We start from the raw sequence: 18,599 nt of genomic DNA, 5'->3' as shown, positions 1-18,599 counted from the left end.
GACCACCTCAATACTTGAAGTTGACGATACGGCGGACCATCATCCAGCCGGCCATGTAGACCAGCCCGGTAATGATCACCACCGGCCAGAAGATCGGGTCGGAAAACTTGTCGGAATAGACCGTCGGGTGGATCATCAGCATGAAGCCGATCATCAGCACCGGCAGCACGCTGAGCACCACCGCCGAGGCCCGGCCTTCGCTGGCCAGGGCCTTGACGCGCTTGCCCAGGGTCTGGCGGCCGCGCATGACATTGGCGAGCCCTTGCAGGATCTCGACCAGGTTGCCCCCCGTCTCCGACTGGATGCTGACGCTGACCGCGAAGAAGTGCGCATCGTCCGAGCCGGTCCGCCGGGCGAAATTGGTCAGGGCCTCCTTGAATTCGACGCCATAGGTGGTTTCATCGACGATCAGACCGAATTCCGTGCCAACCGGATCGGCCATTTCCTGCGCCGCCAGTTGCACGGCGGAAATCACCGGGTGCCCGGCCCGCACCGCCCGGTTGACGATATCGAGCGCCAGCGGCAACTGGTCCTCCACCTTCTTGATACGCTGTATCCTTTGGTGCCGCACCCACATCCAGACACCGGAGACGGCCAGCAGGCAGGCCCCAACCATCGAGATGGCGCCATTGACCAGAAAGCCCATGCCGCCCGCCGAACTGGCCAGGCTCAGCCCCACCAGCCAGAGCGCCCCGGCAATGCCGCCGGTGATCGCCAGAAGCTGCATAGGCTCGATCGACAGGCCGCCCTGGCGTAAATAGGCATCGGCCGCGTCATGCCACTGAATGAAGCGCGCATTCCCCGTTTTTGGCGCCAGGCTCTTACGCACCAGGGTGGAATAGATTTCTTCCGGGCTGACCCCGGCATCGATCATGGTCAGGCGGCGATTGACATGCCGCGCCTTGTCGCTGGCCTTGAAGACCAGACTGGCAACGACCTGCACCGCGATCACCACCGCGACGAAGGCCAGGACATAGATCAGGGGCAGGAAACTGTTATGGGGCATGGCCTTACACCGACTGACGGCCGCTGGTGAAGATCATCTGCGGCAGGGCCAGACCGCGTGCCGCCATGACATCGAGGCAGCGCGGCCGCACCCCGGTTGTCTCGAACTGGCCAGCGATTCCGCCGTCCGCCCCTCTGCCACGGCGGTTGAAACGGAAGATTTCCTGCGTCGAGATCACATCCTCTTCCATGCCGGTAATCTCGACGATCGAGACGATGCGCCGGCGGCCGTCATCCATGCGCTCGGCCTGCACCACCACATGTATAGCGGCGGCGATCTGCTGACGAACCGAACGCGGGGAAATTTCCAGCCCCGCCATGCCGATCATCTGTTCAATCCGCGACAGGGCATCGCGCGGCGTATTGGCGTGGACCGTCGTCATAGAGCCGTCATGGCCGGTATTCATCGCCTGGAGCATATCGAACGCCTCGCCGGCACGCACTTCGCCGACAATGATACGGTCGGGCCGCATCCGCAGGGCGTTGCGCACCAGATCGCGCTGGGTGACCTCGCCCCGGCCTTCGATATTGGCCGGTCGCGTTTCCAGCCGCCCGACATGGGGCTGCTGGAGCTGGAGCTCGGCCGAATCCTCGATGGTGACGACGCGCTCGTGGTGATCGATAAAGGCCGACAGGGCATTCAGCAGGGTGGTCTTGCCGGAGCCGGTGCCACCGGAAATCAGCACGTTGCGGCGTGACTTCACAATCCCTTCCAGAATATGCGCCATTTCGGACGTCACGCTGCCCAGTTCGATCAGGCGGTTCATATGGATCGGCGTCTTGGCAAACTTGCGGATCGACACCAGCGGCCCATCCACCGCCAGTGGCGGGATGATGGCATTGACCCGGCTGCCATCGGCCAGGCGGGCATCGACCATCGGCTGGGACTCATCAACCCGCCGGCCAACCGCCGCCACGATCTTGTTGATGATACGCACCAGATGGCGCGTATCCTGGAACTGCACATCGGTACGTTCCAGAATGCCCCGGCGCTCGACATATACGGTTTCGTGCGTATTGATCAGGATATCGCTGACCGTCTCGTCCTTCAGCAGCGGCTCCAGCGGCCCGAGACCCAGCAGTTCATCGAGCACATCCTCGATCAACTGGTCGGTCTGTGCCAGGCTGAGGATGCGCTTTTCCTCGGTGAGCAGCGCACTGACCGCGCCGCGAATATCGAGACGCAGGCTCTCGCGCGGCGTCTTGTCAAGCAGGCTTAAGTTCAGCAGTTCGATCAGCCGCTGGTGGATACGCACCTTGAGCGCCGTGGCGCCCTCTATCGGCGCCGCCACGGGCGCGAAAGCCGCCGCCGGCAGGGGCGGCTGGCCTGGCGCCGATTTCCACAACATATCACTCATCTCGCACTCCCTGCTGCCAGGGCCGGTGCCCCCACCTTGCCGGCCAGTTCAGTAATTGCCTTTTCCAGTGGCGTGCCGCGACGGATGGCGGACAGTTCCACTCCCTCGTTCAGCGCCGCGATCATGGTCTTGCGGTCTTCGGGGATGACGACATCAAACGCGCGTCCCAGCCCCTTTTCAGCCACCTTCAGCGGCACCGAGGCCAGTTGCTCCGGCGAGGCCGCGTTGCAAACGAGCGTCAGCGGACGCTCCTCCAGCCGCTGCGAGGCGATAAAGCGCAGTTGGCGCTTGACCAGATGGATGTGCGCCACCGACAGATGGGTCACCAGCACGATATGATCCGCCTGTTGCAGCACCTGGTTCGACCAGGCCGTCCAGACGGCGGGCAGATCCACAAGGGTCAGCGCGAAATCACGGCGCAGGCCGCTCAGCAGGCCGTCCACCATATCGGGGTTGAGCGCCTCCAGCGGCAGGATTTCGCGCGGCGCGGCCAGCAGACGCGCACCGGACCGATGCCTGGCCAGAGCCGTGGCGAACGGCGTTTCGGCCCCGGTGCCCAGGCAATCCGACACTGTCACGGCGTCATTGAGATCGAAATGGACGCCGGCGGCGCCAAATTGCAAGTCAAGATCGGCGAAACAGACCTCGCCTTTTCCTTTACCGGCCAGCATGATGGCCATCTGCACGCCCAACGCCGTGGCCCCGACGCCGCCACCGGCCTTCAACAGGGCCACCACCTGTCCGCTGCGGCGGCCACCGCTGCCGGCGGCCGGTTCCGCTTCCAGAAGCCGTTCGAGGCACAACGCCAGGGCCGGTTCGCTCACCGGCGTCGGCAACACATCGGCGGCGCCGGCCCGCATCAGGGCGCGCGTGGTGGCGACATCGGCGCCGCGCAGGACGATGACGGTCCTCGCCCCCTGTGCGGCGCCGAGCCGGCGGATGGCGGCCTCGACATCTTTCGGGTCCGCCGCATCAACCCCGACAATCAGAATATCCAGCCCGCCATCCGGACGCTCCGGCCAGGTCCGGCCGAGCGTTTCAAACAGCACCTGCGGAAACAGAGCGCCCAGGGACTCAAGCCGCTCCGTCCCGCCGATCGCATCCTGGATCACCCCAACGCGGCGCGCCTCCTGGGGCCGCTCGCTGCTGGCGGCCTTAAGACCAAGGACACGAAAGGCTCTGGGAAGATCGACCATCTGATAGTGAAACCTGTTTTGCGTACCGTTACGGGACACGAAGAAGAACTGTGTTTTTCGGCTGCAACCCGAAGGCCAGAGCCGGTAGAGTTTACTTGATCCTCCCCTGTTGCAGGGGAGGTGTCGCGGCGAAGTCCGTGACGGAGGGGTAAGGGTCACGCATCCCGCCACCGGTTATTACCCCTCCGTCTCGACGCGCTGCGCTTGCTCGCCCATGGCTTGCGAAAGCTGTACTTTCGCTGGCGCCAAACCCCTCCAAGAGGGGAGGATTTTATTCCCTAATCCTCCCCTTTTTAAGGGGAGGTGTCAGCGCGAGGCCCTTCAGGGCCAGTGTCGCTGACGGAGGGGTAAATGCCTGCCCCCTACTGCGCCTGCGCCGCCCCTGAAGCCCCGATCTTGGAGGCCACCGCCACCGGCGCGATCACCTTGCCGGTCTTGTAGCGTTCCTGCGCCAGACCGACACGGCTGCCGTCACTGCCCGGCGCCGGATCGCCGGCATAGACCGCGTCCGGATCGGCGATCTGGGCGGCGATATCCTGTTTCAGCGCCTGGCCGTAATCGGCACTGAGATGTTCGGGCGCGGTGGCGCACCCCGCCAGAGCCGCCAAAAGCCCCAGAGCCGGCAGGAGTTTCAGAGAGAACATGACGCGCTCCTTGCTGAGATTAATAGAGGACATGGCCGTGCTTTCCGTCTATGCCGCCCTTGGTCGGGTCAGCGGCGATCAGCGCTTGATCGGTGGCGGAGGCACCGTCCTTCTGGCCCTGCAACTTGCCGAGCATGAACAGTTCCAGGTCAGACGGCGGCACGAAGCCCTGCCCCGGTTCGGCTACCGGCCCGCGGCGCGGTGAAACCAGATGCGGCGTGACCACGATCACCAGTTCGGATTCATTGCGCTGATAGCCATTGGAGCGGAACAACGCTCCCAGAACCGGTATGTCGCCGACAAACGGAAACTGGCGGATCTGGCTCTGATAATCTTCCTTGAGCAGGCCGGCGATGGTGAAGGATTCACCGTCGCGCAGTTCCACCGTGGTATGGGCGCGGCGCACCTTGATGCCCGGCACCTTGATATCGCCCAGGCTGACCGAGACGGTCGGGTCGATGGCCGAAACCTCCGGATTGACCTCCAGATTGACCAGTCCGTCCTTGAGGATGGTCGGGGTAAAGCCCAGCGCCACGCCGAACTGCTTGTATTCTATGGTGATGGTCGGCGTCGTGCCGCCGCTGTTGGATTGCGACACCGGAATCGGGAATTCGCCGCCCGCCAGGAAACTGGCCGTATCGCCCGACATGGCCACCAGGGTCGGCTCGGCCAGGGTCTTGACAAGGCCCTTGGTTTCCAGCGCATCGAACAACAGTTCCAGTCCGTCGGCGCCGCGACTGAGACGCGCTGTGGCCTCGCCGAACAGGTTGCTCAGGACGTTGGTATTGCCGTTGATCGTATCGCCGGTATTGATGCCAAAGGCCGGATCGCCGCCGGTCGAAACCGTGCGCAGGTTGAGCTGCAAATCCTTAGCGGTCGAGCGCTGCATCTCAACAAAGCGCACCGACAGCATGACCTGCTGCGTGCCCTGGACGCCCAGCATATTGACCACCTTCTGCGGCGCGTAGGATTCGGCCAGCGAAAGCACCTGGCCCAGCGCCACCGGCGAACTGACCGTGCCCGACAGGACAATCGACTGGTTGGCGGCGCGCACGGCGATATCCTGCTCATTGGGCAGCACGTCGTGCAGGCGCGTCTTCAGGCTCTCAATATCGGCCCCGACCACCACATTGGCCGCCGAGATCAGCTTCTTGCCCGGTCCGTAGACGGTGATCGCCGTTGAGCCCATCGTCTTGCCGACGACATAGATGGAGCGGTTGCTGAGCGGCAGCACATCGGCCACCTTCGGATCGGCGACCATGACATCGGTATAGGGCGCGGGCAGCGCCACCACCTGCGACTTGCCGGCCGCCACCACGATTTCGCTGGCAAAGGCCGAGGCGGTGCCGGGCGCGGTCTCTTCGGCGCGGACGGATGTCGCCATTAGCGGCGCGGTCAGGGCCGAGCACAGCAGCAGGGCTGCCGGTAGCGCCGATCTTATAGATGTCTTCTTCATCACCATATTCCCTTAAGGCCACTCCGGTATGCTTTACTTTTTTCATATCCCTGGCGCTGGAGGGGATAGATGGCCACCGCCGGTATTACCCCTCCACACTCCGCCCCCGAAAACTCAATTCGTCCCCACCGTATAACCGGCCGTATCCACACCTCTTGTCACCCGCACTTCCGTGCTGTTGCTCGGTCCCGCCGCCTTGCGCACCACATGCACGGGGCGCGGACGGCCCACGGCCGCCGGACGCGGGCCGCTGAGATCGGCGATCGTTGTCACCTTGCGGGTCAGGGCGGCATCATCCGAGATCGAGCGCAGGGCCAGGGTCACCTCGCCCACGCTCTGGGCCAGCGAAATGGCCTGCGCCTGATCGGGCGACACCTCGACCGTCACCGCCTTGGCGACGACCGGCTTGTCGGTTTCCTGGTCGCTGGTCTGATCGACGCCCAACACAAGGGCGTTTTCGGCCAGAACCTGCGTAATGCTGCTGGTGTCATTATTGCTGCCGATGGAGCGCGTGATCAGGATATCGACCCGGTCGCCCGGCAGGACGAACCCGCCGACGCCGGCGACATCGCTCGATTTCACGCTGATGGCGCGCATACCCGGCGTCAGTTCGCCGGAAAGATTGGTCTTGCCGCCGGCGCCGCTGATCTTGGATGGCAGCACGGGTTCATTGGCGGCGATATCGCGGATGACGATGCGCGGCTGGCCATTTTGCGGCGCGATTTGTTCAACAGAGGCAAAGGCATTGGCGGGCACGCCATCCTTCGGATAGCTGACGATTTTCAGCATGGCCGGCTTCAGTTCGGCCCCGCGCGCCAGCGGCACAGCGGCGACCACCACCTGGGTGGTATTGGCGGCGGCCAGGGCCTCTCCGCCGGAAGGTTTCTTGGTCAGCAAAAGCCCGCGCACGACAATAACGGCGATGAGGCCGAGCAGGATGGCGATGGCGAAGGTGGCGACGGTACGCATATTCATGGCAAAACATCCCCGTTACCGCGGACTTATGGGTGTCGCGGTGGCTTTTTACTGTATCGATAACTGGGTTATGCAAGTAATGCGCCACCTGATACTGAGATCAAGTGGCGCAGTTTAAAGTTAGGCTGGTACAGCATCACCAATTTTGGTTGCCGTGTCGTCCATCGCCTTATTAAGAGCGCCGCCCAGCGCGGTCGCGCCGAGAACGATGGCCAGGCCGACGAGGGCCAGGATCAGCACATATTCGGCCGCCGAGGCGCCGGATTCGTCTTTCAGAAAAGATGTTACAAACTTGGACATGACAGTTCCCTTCATTTTGACTGGGGCGCCCACCCCGGTTGGAGCAAAAGCGCTGTTTCAAGGTGTGTTGTCGGGAAGGTCCCCAGCCCCGCACCTGAGAACAAAGTTATCCACAAAGTTAAACATTTGTAAACGTAAATAGATGGTTAACGGTCATTTTAGTCTACTTTAAGTAAGTATTTCCCGTTTGGTGCGTTTTTATTGAGAACTACTCTCCGAACGCGCTAAAATTAACCACAATCATTTCTTTAACATTTTATAATATTAAGAAATTAAAGCGTTTGTGGAAACGACTGCAAAGTTTTGCAAAAAGACACACTGTCCGCCCAAAACTGAGATGCGTTCGCATTTCGGATGGTCGAACCGCGTTATGCGCGAATTTACAACCTGAGGGGTATGGTTAAATAATACCAGGTTACGAATCCTCCCCTTTTCAAGGGGAGGTGTCAGTGCGAGGCTCGTAGAGCCGGTGTCACTGACGGAGGGGTAGAGCCACATGCTCCAAACGCCGGCTTCTTACCCCTCCACCACTTCGTGGTCCCCCTCCCCTCCAAGAGGAGAGGATTTTGGGCTCTTGATCCTCCCCTCTTGGAGGGGAGGTGTCAGCGCGAAGCCCGAAGGGCTGGTGTCGCTGACGGAGGGGTAAAAACCACATGCTCCAAATACCGGTTCTTACCCCTCCACCACTTCTGGTCCCCCTCCCCTCCAAGAGGGGAGGATTTTTTCGTTGCCTCTCCAGTCAATTTCTTACACCCTGTCATCACAGGGGGGAACACAATGAACGACGACAGCCGCGACTTCAGGCGCCATTTGCGCCAGACCATGTCCCTGCCCGCCGTGATGATCTGGTCGCGCCTCAAGGGCCGACACGCGGACACACCGCGTTTCCGGCGCGAACATCCCATCGGACCCTATTTCGCTGACTTTTACTGCGCCAAAGCCGCGCTGGTTATCGAGATCGACGGCGCCTCGCATGGCCAGGGAAACCGTCCGGCGCGCGATGAGGTGCGAGATGCCTGGATGCAGGCGCGCGGTCTGGAGATCGTCCGCATTCTGGCTGCTGATGTGCTGCATGATCCGGATGATATTGTGGAAGGGATGCTGAACCTGGCCAAGGCGCGGATCAGGGAACGAAGGGGTGGATAATTCAGCCTCGGTTTTTACCCCTCCGTCAGCGACACCGGCCCTAAAGGGCCTCGCGCTGCCACCTCCCCTCCAAGAGGGGAGGATTTTGCTTCATGATCCTCCCCTCTTGGAGGGGAGGTGGCGAGCAAGCGGAGCGCGTCGAGACGGAGGGGTAAAGCCGCGCTCGCTGTCGCCAGTTCTTACCCCTCCACCGCTTCGCGGTCCCATGGCTTGCGAAAGCTATACTTTCGCTGGCGCCAAACCCCTCAAGTGGGGAGCATTTATTATTCCCGGTTCTTCCTTCTTGGAGGGGTAAAAACTAACCCACCGCCCGGCGTTTCGGCGCCAGCACAGCCAGCCATACCGGGCGGGCGCTGAGCGTCAGGGCGCTGACCGACATCCACGCCGCCAGAGCGGTCGCCACCGCCAGTTGGGCCAGCGCGATCATTTCTACCAAAAGCGAATGCGGATGCATCAGCAGCATGAAGGGCGTAAACGGCGGCACATAGACCAGCCAATCCAGTTGACCGCCGCCCGCCGCCGCAAACGCTGCGAAAAAGACCGCCAGCAGCACAGCGAACATCGGCCGCGCCAGATTTTGCGCATCGGCATTATCACGCGCCAGCCCGCCGATCGCCACGGTGGTGAAGCCATAGAAGGCAAAGCCCAGCACATAGACGAGCGCCGCATGGGCCAGCAAAAGCGGATCGGCCGCGCTGCGCAGCAGGCCGCTGATCAGACCGCCTGAAGCCGGCATCAATCCGCCCATCAGGAAGGTGCTGCCGAGCCAGCTTGCCAGCACCAGCAAGGACACCCCGCCGACGCCGATCAGCTTGCCGCCGACGATATCGAGCGGCGAAGCGGCGGCCAGCAGGCTTTCCAGCGCGCGGTTGGCGCGTTCACGCACCACGGCATTGAGCAACATGCCGAGCGACCCGGTCAGGGTCATCCAAAGCATCAGCACCAGCACGAAGCGCGAAACGGCGCGCGGATCGATGGCCGGTTTCGCAGGCGCAGCGGTACGCAAAGCCGGGTTTAGCCGGACCTCCTTCGCCATGTCGCGCAAAACGGCGGCGCGGCCTTCGCCGGAGAGCGGAAAATTATCACTGAAGCGCGCGGTCAGGCTGCCATCGGCTTCGGTCGACAGGGTGAGCGTGGCCGGCGCCGGATGCGCCGCGCCGCCGTGGGTCATCAGCATCATGCCCGCCAGGATCAGCGGCCCGATGGCCAGCGCCACCCAGAAACTGGCCGTGGCGGCATAGGTTCGGAATTCGCGCTCGGCGATCAGCCAGACGGGCGGGGTCATGCGGCTTGTCTTTCCTTTGCCGGCGCGGCCAGTTGCCAGAAAGCGGATTCGAGATCGGCCTTGATCGGCTCGAAGGCGATGATCGGCACGGCATGTTCGGCCAGGGCGCGCATTAGCACCGGATGGGTGACGCTCGGCGGCAGCAGAACACGCCAGCGAGTAGCCTCGCCGATCGCGGAGGACATCGGCCGCGCCTCGCCACCAACCGCAAGCGCGGCCGTGAGCAGACCCGCCTCATCGGAGGTGACAACCACGGCGCCATGCGGGCTGGCGGCGGCGGCCTCGGCCAGTTCGCCTTCAAAGACGGTGCGGCCATTGGCCAGTATGACCACGCGATCGCAGAGGTTTTGCGCCGCGGCCATGGCGTGGGTGGAGAAGAGGATGGCTCCGCCGCCGGCGCGGAATTCGGCGAACAGCGACACCACCTCGCTTTGCGCCACCGGATCGAGGCCGGAAAAGGGTTCGTCAAGCAGCAGCAGGTCCGGCGCATGGGCCAGGGCACAGAGGATCTGCACGCGCTGGGCATTGCCTTTGGAAAGATCGCCGATGCGGTCACGCAGGCGGCTGCCCAGACCGATGCGTTCCAGCAGGCAGTCGGCGGAGGCATAGGCGGAGCGCTGGCTCAGGCCCTTCAGGCGGGCGTGGAAGGCGATGGCGTCGCGGGCGCGGTCACGTGGGAACAGGCCGCGTTCTTCGGGCAGGAAACCGATGCGGCGGCGGGCCTGCGCGGTGGCGGTGGCGCCGAAAAGGGAGATGCGGCCGGCATCGGGCGTGATCAGCCCCAGGATGCAGCGCAGGGTGGTGCTCTTGCCCGCGCCATTGATGCCGATAAAACCGGTGATGCTGCCGGGCGCCACGCTTATGGACACGGCGTCAATCCCGCCGCCGCTCTCAAAGCGCTTGGCGAGTCCTTCGACACGGAGAACATCGGATGCCTTCTGCATGGGGGCATGATGCCCGCGATAGGTTTACCCGGTGTTAATCGTGATTTTTGGGGCGTGGGCTTTTTACCACTCCGTCTCGACGCGCTGCGCCTGGCGGCTTCGCTTGCTCGCCCATGGCTTGGGAAAGCTGTACTTTCGCTAGCCCCAAACTCCTCCAAGAGGGGAGGATCAGAAATTAAAATCCTCCCCTTTTAAGGGGAGGTGGCAGCGCGAGGCTCGCAGAGCCGGTGTCGCTGACGGAAGGGTAAAAACGCTAGTTCACGGCCTGCGCGCGGCAGGCTTTGGCCGTCATCGAAACCGGCAGATTGACCAGTCCCGTGGAAAAGGCATAGGTCGCGGTGCCGATGACCTCATAGCCGCAGGGCTTGAGAGAAACGACAAAATTCTGATCAGTGGTCACACCGCTATAACGCGTCAATGCATAGGTGTTGACGGTCGTACTGTTGGAGCAGGTGCCGGGCCGCACCGATGCGCAACGGGCGCTGTCCTCCACCGCATAATGCAGGCTGGTATAGGTGTAGAGCATGGCACAGAGATTAATCGTGCCGATGGTTAGCATAACCAGGCACGGCAGGATCAGCGCGAACTCCGCCGCCGTCTGGCCATGCCGATTGCTGAAAAGACGATGAAAAAAACGCATGTCAGTCTAGCCTCATCCACGCCGTCTTGGTCACTGTCGTATTCAGCAGTGAAACGATCGAGGCGTAAGGGAAGAGCGGTGAATAGGTATAGCTCGTGGTCGCCTGCAGATAGTCGCCCGGCGCTTTGCTGCTCCCACCTCCGGACGTCGCGCACGTGAACGGGTTGGGTTTGGTCGGCAAGGTGGTGGTCGAACCGGCCGTACCCACCAGAACCAGCGCGCCCGAACCGTTTGAACAATAATAGCCCTCCGTCACATTAGCGGCGGTCAAGGCAATATTGGCGCCAAGCGAGGTGCCTTGCGCGGCCGTCTGCATGGTGGTCAGGACACCCGTGCAATTCTTGGTCGGCAAAAGGGTGGAAGTATTGCAGGCATTCCACGCGGCCTGAACGGCGGCCTGCGCGGCGGCTTCCACCTGCATCCGTTGGTACATATACATGCTGAGATCGACCACGTTCAGCAACGGCAAGACCAGCACCGTCAGCCACAGCACGAACTCCGTCGCCGCTACACCACGGGTATTCCGGCTAAATCTGGCAAGCAAACGGATCATTGAACCAGCGCCTGCCTCGCGCCCGAATTGGCCGCCGCCGGCAGGGTCAGGCCCGACTGCGCGCACTGGCTGGTGGTATTGGCGAAGAAGGACCCGGTGCCGCTGATCTGCATCTGGTCGGTGATGATGGATATGCACTGATTGCCGTTCGTCTGGTGATTGATCGCGCCCTTGATGGTCAGGTTCATGTAGGGCAGATACATCAGGCCGGTGATGTTGAAGGTAGGTTTGTTGCCGGTGTAGGTCGCGCTGGTCGCCGTTGTCAGGCGCGGATCCTGATACATGGCAACCCCCGACCATGTGCCGGACGTTGGTCCGGCATAATCCAGAATGCCATTGCCAGTTACAAAACCCGGAGCGGTGCCGCTAGCGCCCGAAAAGACAATGGTCAGCCCGGAACCGACCGGAACCGTGAGGTTCTTGCTGAGCACCAGGCCGCCCTTTTCGATAATGATAACCGAGCCCGGCGAAGCCACGCTCGACAGGGAAAGATTGCTGCCGATGGTCAGGTTGCCGCAGACATAGCGCGGATTGGCGGCCGTATAGGTTGTCAGGTTGGGCGCCGAGTTCCATGTTTCGCCATTGTAATTAGCGCAGGTATGAGGCGGAATATTGGCATTGGTGCCCAGGTAAGCGTAAGGGTCGGAAATTGCAGCCGCGTGCTCAACTTCCGACTTACCACAGGTATCATTCGTGCCCGTGGTGGTCGACACACCGATATTCAGGTCGTGGCCGTTGCAATTGGCATTCCCGGTGACGAAGGAATCGCACAGGCCCATGTCCGCATTCGGCGCGCCATTGCTGGTAAAGGATGTGGTGACGTTACCGTGGTTCAGCGTCATCATGCAGTAGCCCTCACCCGACGCCCTGGGCTTGGCCATGGCCACGGCGACAATACGCTGGGCCGGCCCGCCATTGACCGTCACACCTGAGGTGCCGCCGAAGCCAACGACGCGTGTCAGGTAAATTGGCAGGTCGCGCGTGACCGTCACCTTGTAGCAGTTTGTTTCCGTGGAAGGCGAAGGACAGGCCTGGTTATTGAGCGCCACAACCGTCGTATTATCCGCGCCGTGGGTGAAATTGTAGCGCTTGCTGACGGCCCTGGCTTCGTCGGCATAGGTGGCGGTGCCGCAGACCGAGGCCGTGGCGCAGTTATTCGCTGCCGCTGCCAGAGCCGCCGCGTCGGCCGCGTTTTGGGCGGCGCGCTGGAAGAAATACCAACTGGCGGTTTCGGTCGCCAATCCCATTACGGCCACCAGCGGCACCAGCATCAGGGCTAGCATAACACTGACACCGCCGCGACGATCGGCGGCCACCCTGATCAATTGACGAAGCAAGCGACTAAACATGCGTTTCGCGCCTTTCATCCCTGCGTCGCGCTCTTTATCCATAACCTAAAGGAAGCAAGAAGCGCGCCAACCTTATGCTGACGATTAATATTAAGTTAAAAACAACCCAACAGCAATAATCTGCATGGCACTGGAATAAAAGAATTTACACAATTCGGGCGATGAAACCTTAATACTTCATAACAACTGTAAAAAGGGATGCAGCCGGTTGTTACCCCTCCGTCAGCGACACCAGTCCTGCGGGCTTTGCCCGCGTACTGGGCGCTGACACCTCCCCTTGAAAAGGGGAGGATCAAGAAAACAAATCCTCCCCTCTTGGAGGTTTGGCCGTAGCGAACGCATGTCGTTCGCCGGCCATGGTGGCGCGGCTTGTCCGCGACGGAGGGGTAAAACCGTCCCAATTCAGGACACCGTTAATCCAGTTTCAAACGATAGCCTTCGCGGGCCTCGGCGATCAGGAAACGCGGCGCCGAGGCATCCGGCTCGATCTTGCGGCGCACCTGCCAGGCCAGGACCCGCACGTTCATGTAGTCCGCTTCGGTGCCCCGGCCCCAGATTTCCGCGATGATCTGGTCATGGGAAACAATCCCGCCCTTTGCATCGGCCAGCATTTGCAGCAACTGAATTTCTTTCTTGGACAGGCTCACCGATTCATTGCCGATAATGGCGCGGCGTGTGGCGAAATCGATCACCAGCCCGGCCGCTCCCGCCGCCTCCTGCGGGCGCGGACAGGCCGGACGCAGGGCCACGCGGATGCGCGCCAGCAGTTCGCCCATGTCGAACGGCTTGGCCACATAGTCATTGGCGCCCATGTCCAGAGCGGCGATCTTTTCCGTTTCCGAACCGCGCGCCGAAATGACCAGGAACGGCGCACGCGAAATAGCCCGCGCCTCGGTGATCACATCCTTGCCGTCCATGTCCGGCAGGCCGAGATCGAGCAGCACGACCGAGAACTCCTCGCGGATCATGTGCTGCATGGCGTCTATGCCGGTGCGGGCACTGGTCACGTCATAACCCGCCTGGACCAGAGTGCAATTCAGCATATGCGACAGGGATTCCTCGTCCTCGACAATTAGGATTTTCGCAGCGGCACTCATACGACCCCACCCTCTCCCGGAAGCGCTATGGTGACGGCCAGTCCCGGCCCGCCATGCGCCCTGTTACTTGCTTGTACATCACCGCCCAGTATTTCGACAAGACTTCGTGTAATATAGAGCCCGAGGCCAAGTCCCGGCACCCGTGCGCCGGGGCTGCGGAAAAAGCGCTCGAACATGCGTTTCTGGCTGGCTGGCGGTATGCCCGGTCCCTGGTCGGTCACCTGGATCATTACCCGGCCCTCTGCGCGCCAGATATGGACCTCTACCACGGATTCTTCCTCGCTGTACTTGATGGCGTTTTCCAGGATATTGCCCAGAACCTGCCCCAGAAGCGCCGGATCGGTGCGCAATCCACCCGCCACGCCCGTGACCTTGAAGAAGCGCCGCGCCCCACCGGCCTCGCCGAAACTTTCCCAGACATCGTAGATGAGGGCTTCGAGATCGACCTCAGCCGGCCGCACCTCGATCGCCCCGGATTCAAGCCGGGCCACACTGAGGAAATTATCGACATAGCGGCTCAGGCGGTTCGCCTGCTCCTTGATGATCAGCAGCAATTCGCGCTGGGCGCGGAGGTCAGGCGGATCAGGCAGGGTCAGGATGCTGGTGACGGAGCCCAGTATCCCGGCCAGCGGCGAGCGAAAATGGTGCGACACAGCGTCCAGCAGGATGGTGCGCAGGTGTTCGGTGCGCGCTTCGAATGCCATGCCGCTTTTTTCCTGCTCCAGCCGCACGCGCACAATATTGGCCGCGGCCAGGTCGCACAACGCGATAGCCGCATCCATCCGGATTTGCTGTTTGTCAGACCCGTAAAAACGCCAGCGCGCCGTACCGACCTCACGCCCCTGCGCCAACAAACGGCTGGATTTCCAGTTAGCTGCATCTGGTAAGGCGGCCGCATCGACCCCCTCTCGAATAAGCTCGATCAATCCACCGAAAGCCAGCGCGGTCAGGCCATCAAAAAGCTGGCAGCGTATCACCACCTCCTCATTGCTGATAGCCATAGCACGTCCCGACCGGATCAGCGTGCGCAGAGCCATACGTTCATGGCGGCGGCCATCCGACACGCTGCCGATCGCCCATCCGGTCCCACTAAAAACCAAGACCGAGAAAAGCCCATTTACCGGCGTCAGCCAGGCTTCATGTCCCAGCGCGCCAGGCAGAACCGTCAGCGACAGAGCGGACACGGTTGCCAGTAAAGCGCCCACGCGATGACCGGTAAGCCATGCCGCACCCGCGGTGCCCACAAGAATTATCAGCACACAGGTGACGGCGCCAAGCATATCTTGCAACGACCAGGTCACGCCAAAGCATATAACTGTACAGCCAACGCCTGCAATGAGGCGCACAGGGCCTTGATGCACGCGCCACAGCGCGACCAAGCGATGCCATATATTGAGGTGGTCCTCGATATTTACTCCCGGACCTCGCTTTGGCATCGTGCGGCCGACGGCCGGAAGGGATCCCCTATCGAAGCGGTAACGCCGGCGAACGGCATCTGAAAAGAGTCCGGTCGCGGCGACGGCGCAACCGAACAGCACATGCAAAAGCAATTCCGGCGTTTGGGAGGTCGGGGAAAGAAGTGGCATTCCGAAGACGCCATGCCAGGCAAGATAGAGCACGATAAGGATGAGCATACCGGCTGTAAATCCAAAGAGCGCCGACACGCATACGACCCCCGCCATCAGGGCGATTTCAGAGCCGCCAATTAGCATCCCATGCCCCATCTGCATACTGACGCCCAGCGCCAGCAGGGTGACAAACAAGATGCTCACAAAATAGAGGGCGCTGTCACGGATCAACGAGGCGTTCCTATGTCGTAATCCGAGAATGCTTTTGTCTGGTCAAGTGGATCTGCAATCTACGATTCAGCCGATGATTAGAGCACCATTATGCAAATATCACGCCAAGGTCGGACCTTAGGTTGCTTATGCGGCAATATAGCAATTTTTGTGCTAGGCTTGTGCCAGACTATATTACCGCCCAACCAGACAAAAGCCGCCCTGGAGGGCGACCTAAATGTTTAATTTTAGGTAAACTTTGGTTGCAGGGGCCCGCCAAATGTGTCGCACTCCGATCACCTTCACAGAAATATTGCCTGCGCTAAGGAGACGACGCCAGAGCTTCCAGACTGCACTGCAGGCTCTCCCAGTACTTCGGAGTGTCTCGCAGGCGTTGGCAACACTCAGAACCAAGCCCTTTCTCGAAACAATCTCCGCTTCGCGCCCCAATCCCTCGAAACTGTCGGCAGCTTATAGCCCGATATTGTTGAAAAAGTCGCTTTGCCTTAGCCATGACCGTCGCCTCGCTGACCGTCTGATAACCTCAAACTGCCCTCAAGCGGGCTGTAGATTTTGGATTGGCAGAACCTTTGCCGATTTCCGAAGATTTTGGGCCGCTGCGGCCAATAGGAACTCGTCTCGGGCGCTATTCGGACCGCGCAGTCGCAGTCGCAGTCGCAGTCGCAGTCGCAGTCGCAGTCGCAGTCGGTCGAGTTTGAGCATGCGCTTGAGATGGGCAAACAGCATTTCGACCTTCTTTCGTTCGCGCCTAGACGTCACATACGCGTCTGTTTCAGCAATATCCCTGGCCATGTCACGGGCCCCTTCGTAAGTTGACCGGGGCACCTTGCGCGCTGGCATAGAAGGACAGCATTTCGGTTTCAGTTCGCAGGCGAGCTTGCTGGCGCGATAACGTATTGTGCCGTCTTCATCGACGACCGGTCCGTTATGCCTTTGGCTCGGTCTCAGCGCCTTGCCGCCGGGGCATCGGTAAAGATCATTTTGGTGGTCGTAAACGAAGTCGACCCGACTGAAGGTGCCATCGATACGCTGAGATTGTCGAAGACGGGAATATGCGGTTCGATGCCTTTCTCATAGACAAGCCAGCCCAGCATCTCGGCTGATCCGTCAGCGGTGTCGGCTGCCAACCTCTCTGGATAGAGACCAAAGTGCTCATCGACCCGTTCGATCATGTTGCGTACGGTGCCAACCTCAGCCTGACGGATGGCGCGCGATGCCTCGACATCGACGATAACGGCATACTTCAGGTCGATCAGGCAATTGGTAGCATATGCAAAGAACGCTTGCCCCTTCATGGCGCCGGTCCATTGCGCCGCAGGACCAGCCTTGGACACGAACTTTGCGTGGTTTCACTGGCACCGCCCCAAGCAGCGTCATCCAATACAGCAAGATATTCCTGAACCGAACGGCGCGTGGGTGCCAGCGCCTCCCCGTCGACCTCCTCGACAGCCGCGATGGAGCGCTGTTTATTGCAGTCAGCTTTGATCAGGCTGGCGTCGGCCGCAAAGCCTTCACCAATAACCAGGCCTTCCTCGATACACCGGCGAACCGTTAGCTCGAACAGTTCGCGCAACAAATCGCTATCGCGGAAACGCCCATGGCGTTTCTTGTAAAAAGTGGAGTGATCGGGAATGTTACCGTCCAGGCCCAGGCGGCAAATCCAGCGATAAGCCAGATTGAGATGCACCTCTTCGCAAAGCCGGCGCTCCGACCGGATGCCAAAGCAGTAACCCACCTGCAGCATACGGATCATCAGTTCCGGGTCGATCGAGGGCCGTCCCATCTCGCTGTAGAAAGGCCGAAGGTGCTCACGAATGTGGGAGAGGTCAACGAAGCAGTCTATTGACCGAATAAGATGGCCGGCAGGCACATGACGTTCAAGGCCAAACTCATAAAACACTGCCGACTGCATCACCGTCCGCTCGCCCATCATTGTGGCTTCTCCTTGCTGTGCAAGGAAGTGAATCAAGACTTTACGTCGATAGCAACCGCGACTTTTTCATCAACATCGGCCCAAACCGGACATTCAGCCTGAACGGTAAAAATCCAATATTGGACATTTGGATACCGCACCTACCATTCTGAATGAAGGCCAATCGGCTTTTCCGGGTCTTGCAGTTAGCGTAAGTTTTGAATTTATGACATCAGGGGGCAGGCCGTGAGCGAATTTAGCACGAGCTATCATAACCGCACTGGCGACTCGAAGGAGACCTTGAGCCGCCTGCGCCGAGGCGGCTTTTCCGGGTTGGCCTTTCCGCCGGCCAATGGACGGCTCACATTTGCGCCCTTTCCTATTTGTGAAGCACTTGGGCGCTCTATGCATGCCGGGGAGCCGTTAATGGCTGTTCCGGGAATGCCTGTCCTTGAATACACATTTGCCGAGGATCATGGCTGGTCATTCACTTTACATCGCCCCGAGGCAGTGCCATCGAGACTGCAACAGTCTTGGGAAGGTGGAACCCGTAACCGACACTAGAGAACTCGACCTAGATGCGTGACCCAACTGGCCATCGATGCGACTCAGGCCCGGGTTATCAGGAACCTCCTCTCGGCTACACCTGGGGCCGAGATAGCGCCGGCCTGCGCCGAGGCACTTGGCTTACCAGTTTATCGCTGGCTGTCCCCGGACTACGCTCAAAATGACCCGGATAGTAAGGAGCGAGGGGCACGGCAAATCGGCATACTCCCTCCAAGACCCTCTATCAGGAATTATCTGTCCGCCCGCTTGTGAAATTTCTTTGCCAAGTCTGGATCTCAGCGCCCGCGAGGCGCTCGCGCTCTGCAATGCAGTTATGAGCAAGCGTCACCCGGAGTGGTTTCCTGTCCAAGTGATCAGCCAGGGAGGAAGTTCG

General features: G+C 60.8%; 15 protein-coding genes and 1 pseudogene. 1 reads left to right on the top strand and 15 read right to left on the bottom strand.

What is annotated here, in order from left to right:
* Window positions 1-7 precede the first annotated feature (7 nt).
* From BLO49_RS09255 to BLO49_RS09225, 7 genes are all read right to left on the bottom strand, one after another.
* Window positions 8-1,006 (bottom strand): type II secretion system F family protein, encoded by a 999-nt coding sequence (locus BLO49_RS09255; protein ID WP_090647500.1) that lies wholly within the window; start codon window positions 1,004-1,006, stop codon window positions 8-10.
* A gap of 4 nt (window positions 1,007-1,010) precedes the next feature.
* On the bottom strand, window positions 1,011-2,363 hold the full coding sequence (locus tag BLO49_RS09250) for a TadA family conjugal transfer-associated ATPase (RefSeq protein WP_090647497.1): 1,353 nt from the start codon (window positions 2,361-2,363) through the stop codon (window positions 1,011-1,013).
* Complete coding sequence (locus BLO49_RS09245) at window positions 2,360-3,559, bottom strand: CpaE/TadZ family protein (protein ID WP_090647494.1); 1,200 nt, start codon at window positions 3,557-3,559, stop codon at window positions 2,360-2,362. Before BLO49_RS09245 ends, BLO49_RS09250 begins: the two co-directional genes overlap by 4 nt.
* 362 nt (window positions 3,560-3,921) lie before the next feature.
* The gene (locus BLO49_RS09240; protein WP_090647492.1) at window positions 3,922-4,236 is read right to left on the bottom strand and encodes a hypothetical protein; all 315 of its coding nucleotides are present in this window, start codon (window positions 4,234-4,236) and stop codon (window positions 3,922-3,924) included.
* Window positions 4,223-5,659: a type II and III secretion system protein family protein gene (locus BLO49_RS09235; protein ID WP_170828279.1), complete on the bottom strand. Its 1,437-nt coding sequence runs from the start codon at window positions 5,657-5,659 to the stop codon at window positions 4,223-4,225. Before BLO49_RS09235 ends, BLO49_RS09240 begins: the two co-directional genes overlap by 14 nt.
* A gap of 114 nt (window positions 5,660-5,773) precedes the next feature.
* A complete protein-coding gene (cpaB, locus tag BLO49_RS09230; RefSeq protein WP_090647486.1) occupies window positions 5,774-6,634 on the bottom strand; it encodes a Flp pilus assembly protein CpaB in 861 nt (286 codons plus the stop codon).
* A 120-nt stretch (window positions 6,635-6,754) separates the two neighbouring features.
* A complete protein-coding gene (locus BLO49_RS09225) occupies window positions 6,755-6,934 on the bottom strand; it encodes a Flp family type IVb pilin (RefSeq protein WP_090647484.1) in 180 nt (59 codons plus the stop codon).
* A gap of 777 nt (window positions 6,935-7,711) precedes the next feature.
* Between BLO49_RS09225 and BLO49_RS09220 the strand changes: the two genes are divergently transcribed.
* Complete coding sequence (locus tag BLO49_RS09220; RefSeq protein WP_090647481.1) at window positions 7,712-8,080, top strand: endonuclease domain-containing protein; 369 nt, start codon at window positions 7,712-7,714, stop codon at window positions 8,078-8,080.
* 298 nt (window positions 8,081-8,378) lie between these two features.
* Here the strand turns inward: BLO49_RS09220 and BLO49_RS09215 are convergent, their stop codons facing one another.
* From BLO49_RS09215 to BLO49_RS09180, 8 genes and pseudogenes are all read right to left on the bottom strand, one after another.
* Window positions 8,379-9,365 (bottom strand): ABC transporter permease, encoded by a 987-nt coding sequence (locus BLO49_RS09215; protein ID WP_090647479.1) that lies wholly within the window; start codon window positions 9,363-9,365, stop codon window positions 8,379-8,381.
* On the bottom strand, window positions 9,362-10,309 hold the full coding sequence (locus tag BLO49_RS09210) for an ABC transporter ATP-binding protein (RefSeq protein ID WP_090647477.1): 948 nt from the start codon (window positions 10,307-10,309) through the stop codon (window positions 9,362-9,364). The genes BLO49_RS09215 and BLO49_RS09210 overlap by 4 nt, the downstream gene beginning before the upstream one ends.
* Window positions 10,310-10,562: 253 nt before the next feature.
* On the bottom strand, window positions 10,563-10,949 hold the full coding sequence (locus BLO49_RS09205; protein ID WP_090647473.1) for a TadE family protein: 387 nt from the start codon (window positions 10,947-10,949) through the stop codon (window positions 10,563-10,565).
* 1 nt (window position 10,950) lies between these two features.
* Window positions 10,951-11,502, bottom strand: a complete 552-nt coding sequence (locus BLO49_RS18410; protein WP_170828278.1) for a TadE/TadG family type IV pilus assembly protein — start codon at window positions 11,500-11,502, stop codon at window positions 10,951-10,953.
* On the bottom strand, window positions 11,499-12,851 hold the full coding sequence (locus tag BLO49_RS09195) for a pilus assembly protein TadG-related protein (protein ID WP_170828277.1): 1,353 nt from the start codon (window positions 12,849-12,851) through the stop codon (window positions 11,499-11,501). The genes BLO49_RS18410 and BLO49_RS09195 overlap by 4 nt, the downstream gene beginning before the upstream one ends.
* A 413-nt stretch (window positions 12,852-13,264) precedes the next feature.
* Window positions 13,265-13,948 carry a response regulator transcription factor gene (locus BLO49_RS09190; protein WP_090647463.1) on the bottom strand — a complete coding sequence of 228 codons (684 nt, stop codon included), beginning with the start codon at window positions 13,946-13,948 and terminating at the stop codon, window positions 13,265-13,267.
* Window positions 13,945-15,747, bottom strand: coding sequence for an ATP-binding protein (locus BLO49_RS09185; protein ID WP_090647461.1), 1,803 nt, complete (start codon window positions 15,745-15,747; stop codon window positions 13,945-13,947). The genes BLO49_RS09190 and BLO49_RS09185 overlap by 4 nt, the downstream gene beginning before the upstream one ends.
* Window positions 15,748-16,281: 534 nt before the next feature.
* Window positions 16,282-17,680 (bottom strand): annotated as a pseudogene (locus BLO49_RS09180) (transposase).
* Window positions 17,681-18,599 lie beyond the last annotated feature (919 nt).

The sequence above is a fragment of the Asticcacaulis taihuensis genome, assembly GCF_900100255.1.
Taxonomy (GTDB): domain Bacteria; phylum Pseudomonadota; class Alphaproteobacteria; order Caulobacterales; family Caulobacteraceae; genus Asticcacaulis; species Asticcacaulis taihuensis.
This window is presented reverse-complemented; position numbering and strand designations above follow the sequence as displayed.

Bases quoted from the DNA above. Each gene is read 5' to 3' on its own strand.
- BLO49_RS09255 (WP_090647500.1), bottom strand. From the start codon at position 1,006: ATGCCCCATAACAGTTTCCTGCCCCTGATCTATGTCCTGGCCTTCGTC.
- BLO49_RS09250 (WP_090647497.1), bottom strand. From the start codon at position 2,363: ATGAGTGATATGTTGTGGAAATCGGCGCCAGGCCAGCCGCCCCTGCCG.
- BLO49_RS09245 (WP_090647494.1), bottom strand. From the start codon at position 3,559: ATGGTCGATCTTCCCAGAGCCTTTCGTGTCCTTGGTCTTAAGGCCGCC.
- BLO49_RS09240 (WP_090647492.1), bottom strand. From the start codon at position 4,236: ATGTCCTCTATTAATCTCAGCAAGGAGCGCGTCATGTTCTCTCTGAAA.
- BLO49_RS09235 (WP_170828279.1), bottom strand. From the start codon at position 5,659: ATGAAGAAGACATCTATAAGATCGGCGCTACCGGCAGCCCTGCTGCTG.
- cpaB (WP_090647486.1), bottom strand. From the start codon at position 6,634: ATGAATATGCGTACCGTCGCCACCTTCGCCATCGCCATCCTGCTCGGC.
- BLO49_RS09225 (WP_090647484.1), bottom strand. From the start codon at position 6,934: ATGTCCAAGTTTGTAACATCTTTTCTGAAAGACGAATCCGGCGCCTCG.
- BLO49_RS09220 (WP_090647481.1), top strand. From the start codon at position 7,712: ATGAACGACGACAGCCGCGACTTCAGGCGCCATTTGCGCCAGACCATG.
- BLO49_RS09215 (WP_090647479.1), bottom strand. From the start codon at position 9,365: ATGACCCCGCCCGTCTGGCTGATCGCCGAGCGCGAATTCCGAACCTAT.
- BLO49_RS09210 (WP_090647477.1), bottom strand. From the start codon at position 10,309: ATGCAGAAGGCATCCGATGTTCTCCGTGTCGAAGGACTCGCCAAGCGC.
- BLO49_RS09205 (WP_090647473.1), bottom strand. From the start codon at position 10,949: ATGCGTTTTTTTCATCGTCTTTTCAGCAATCGGCATGGCCAGACGGCG.
- BLO49_RS18410 (WP_170828278.1), bottom strand. From the start codon at position 11,502: ATGATCCGTTTGCTTGCCAGATTTAGCCGGAATACCCGTGGTGTAGCG.
- BLO49_RS09195 (WP_170828277.1), bottom strand. From the start codon at position 12,851: ATGTTTAGTCGCTTGCTTCGTCAATTGATCAGGGTGGCCGCCGATCGT.
- BLO49_RS09190 (WP_090647463.1), bottom strand. From the start codon at position 13,948: ATGAGTGCCGCTGCGAAAATCCTAATTGTCGAGGACGAGGAATCCCTG.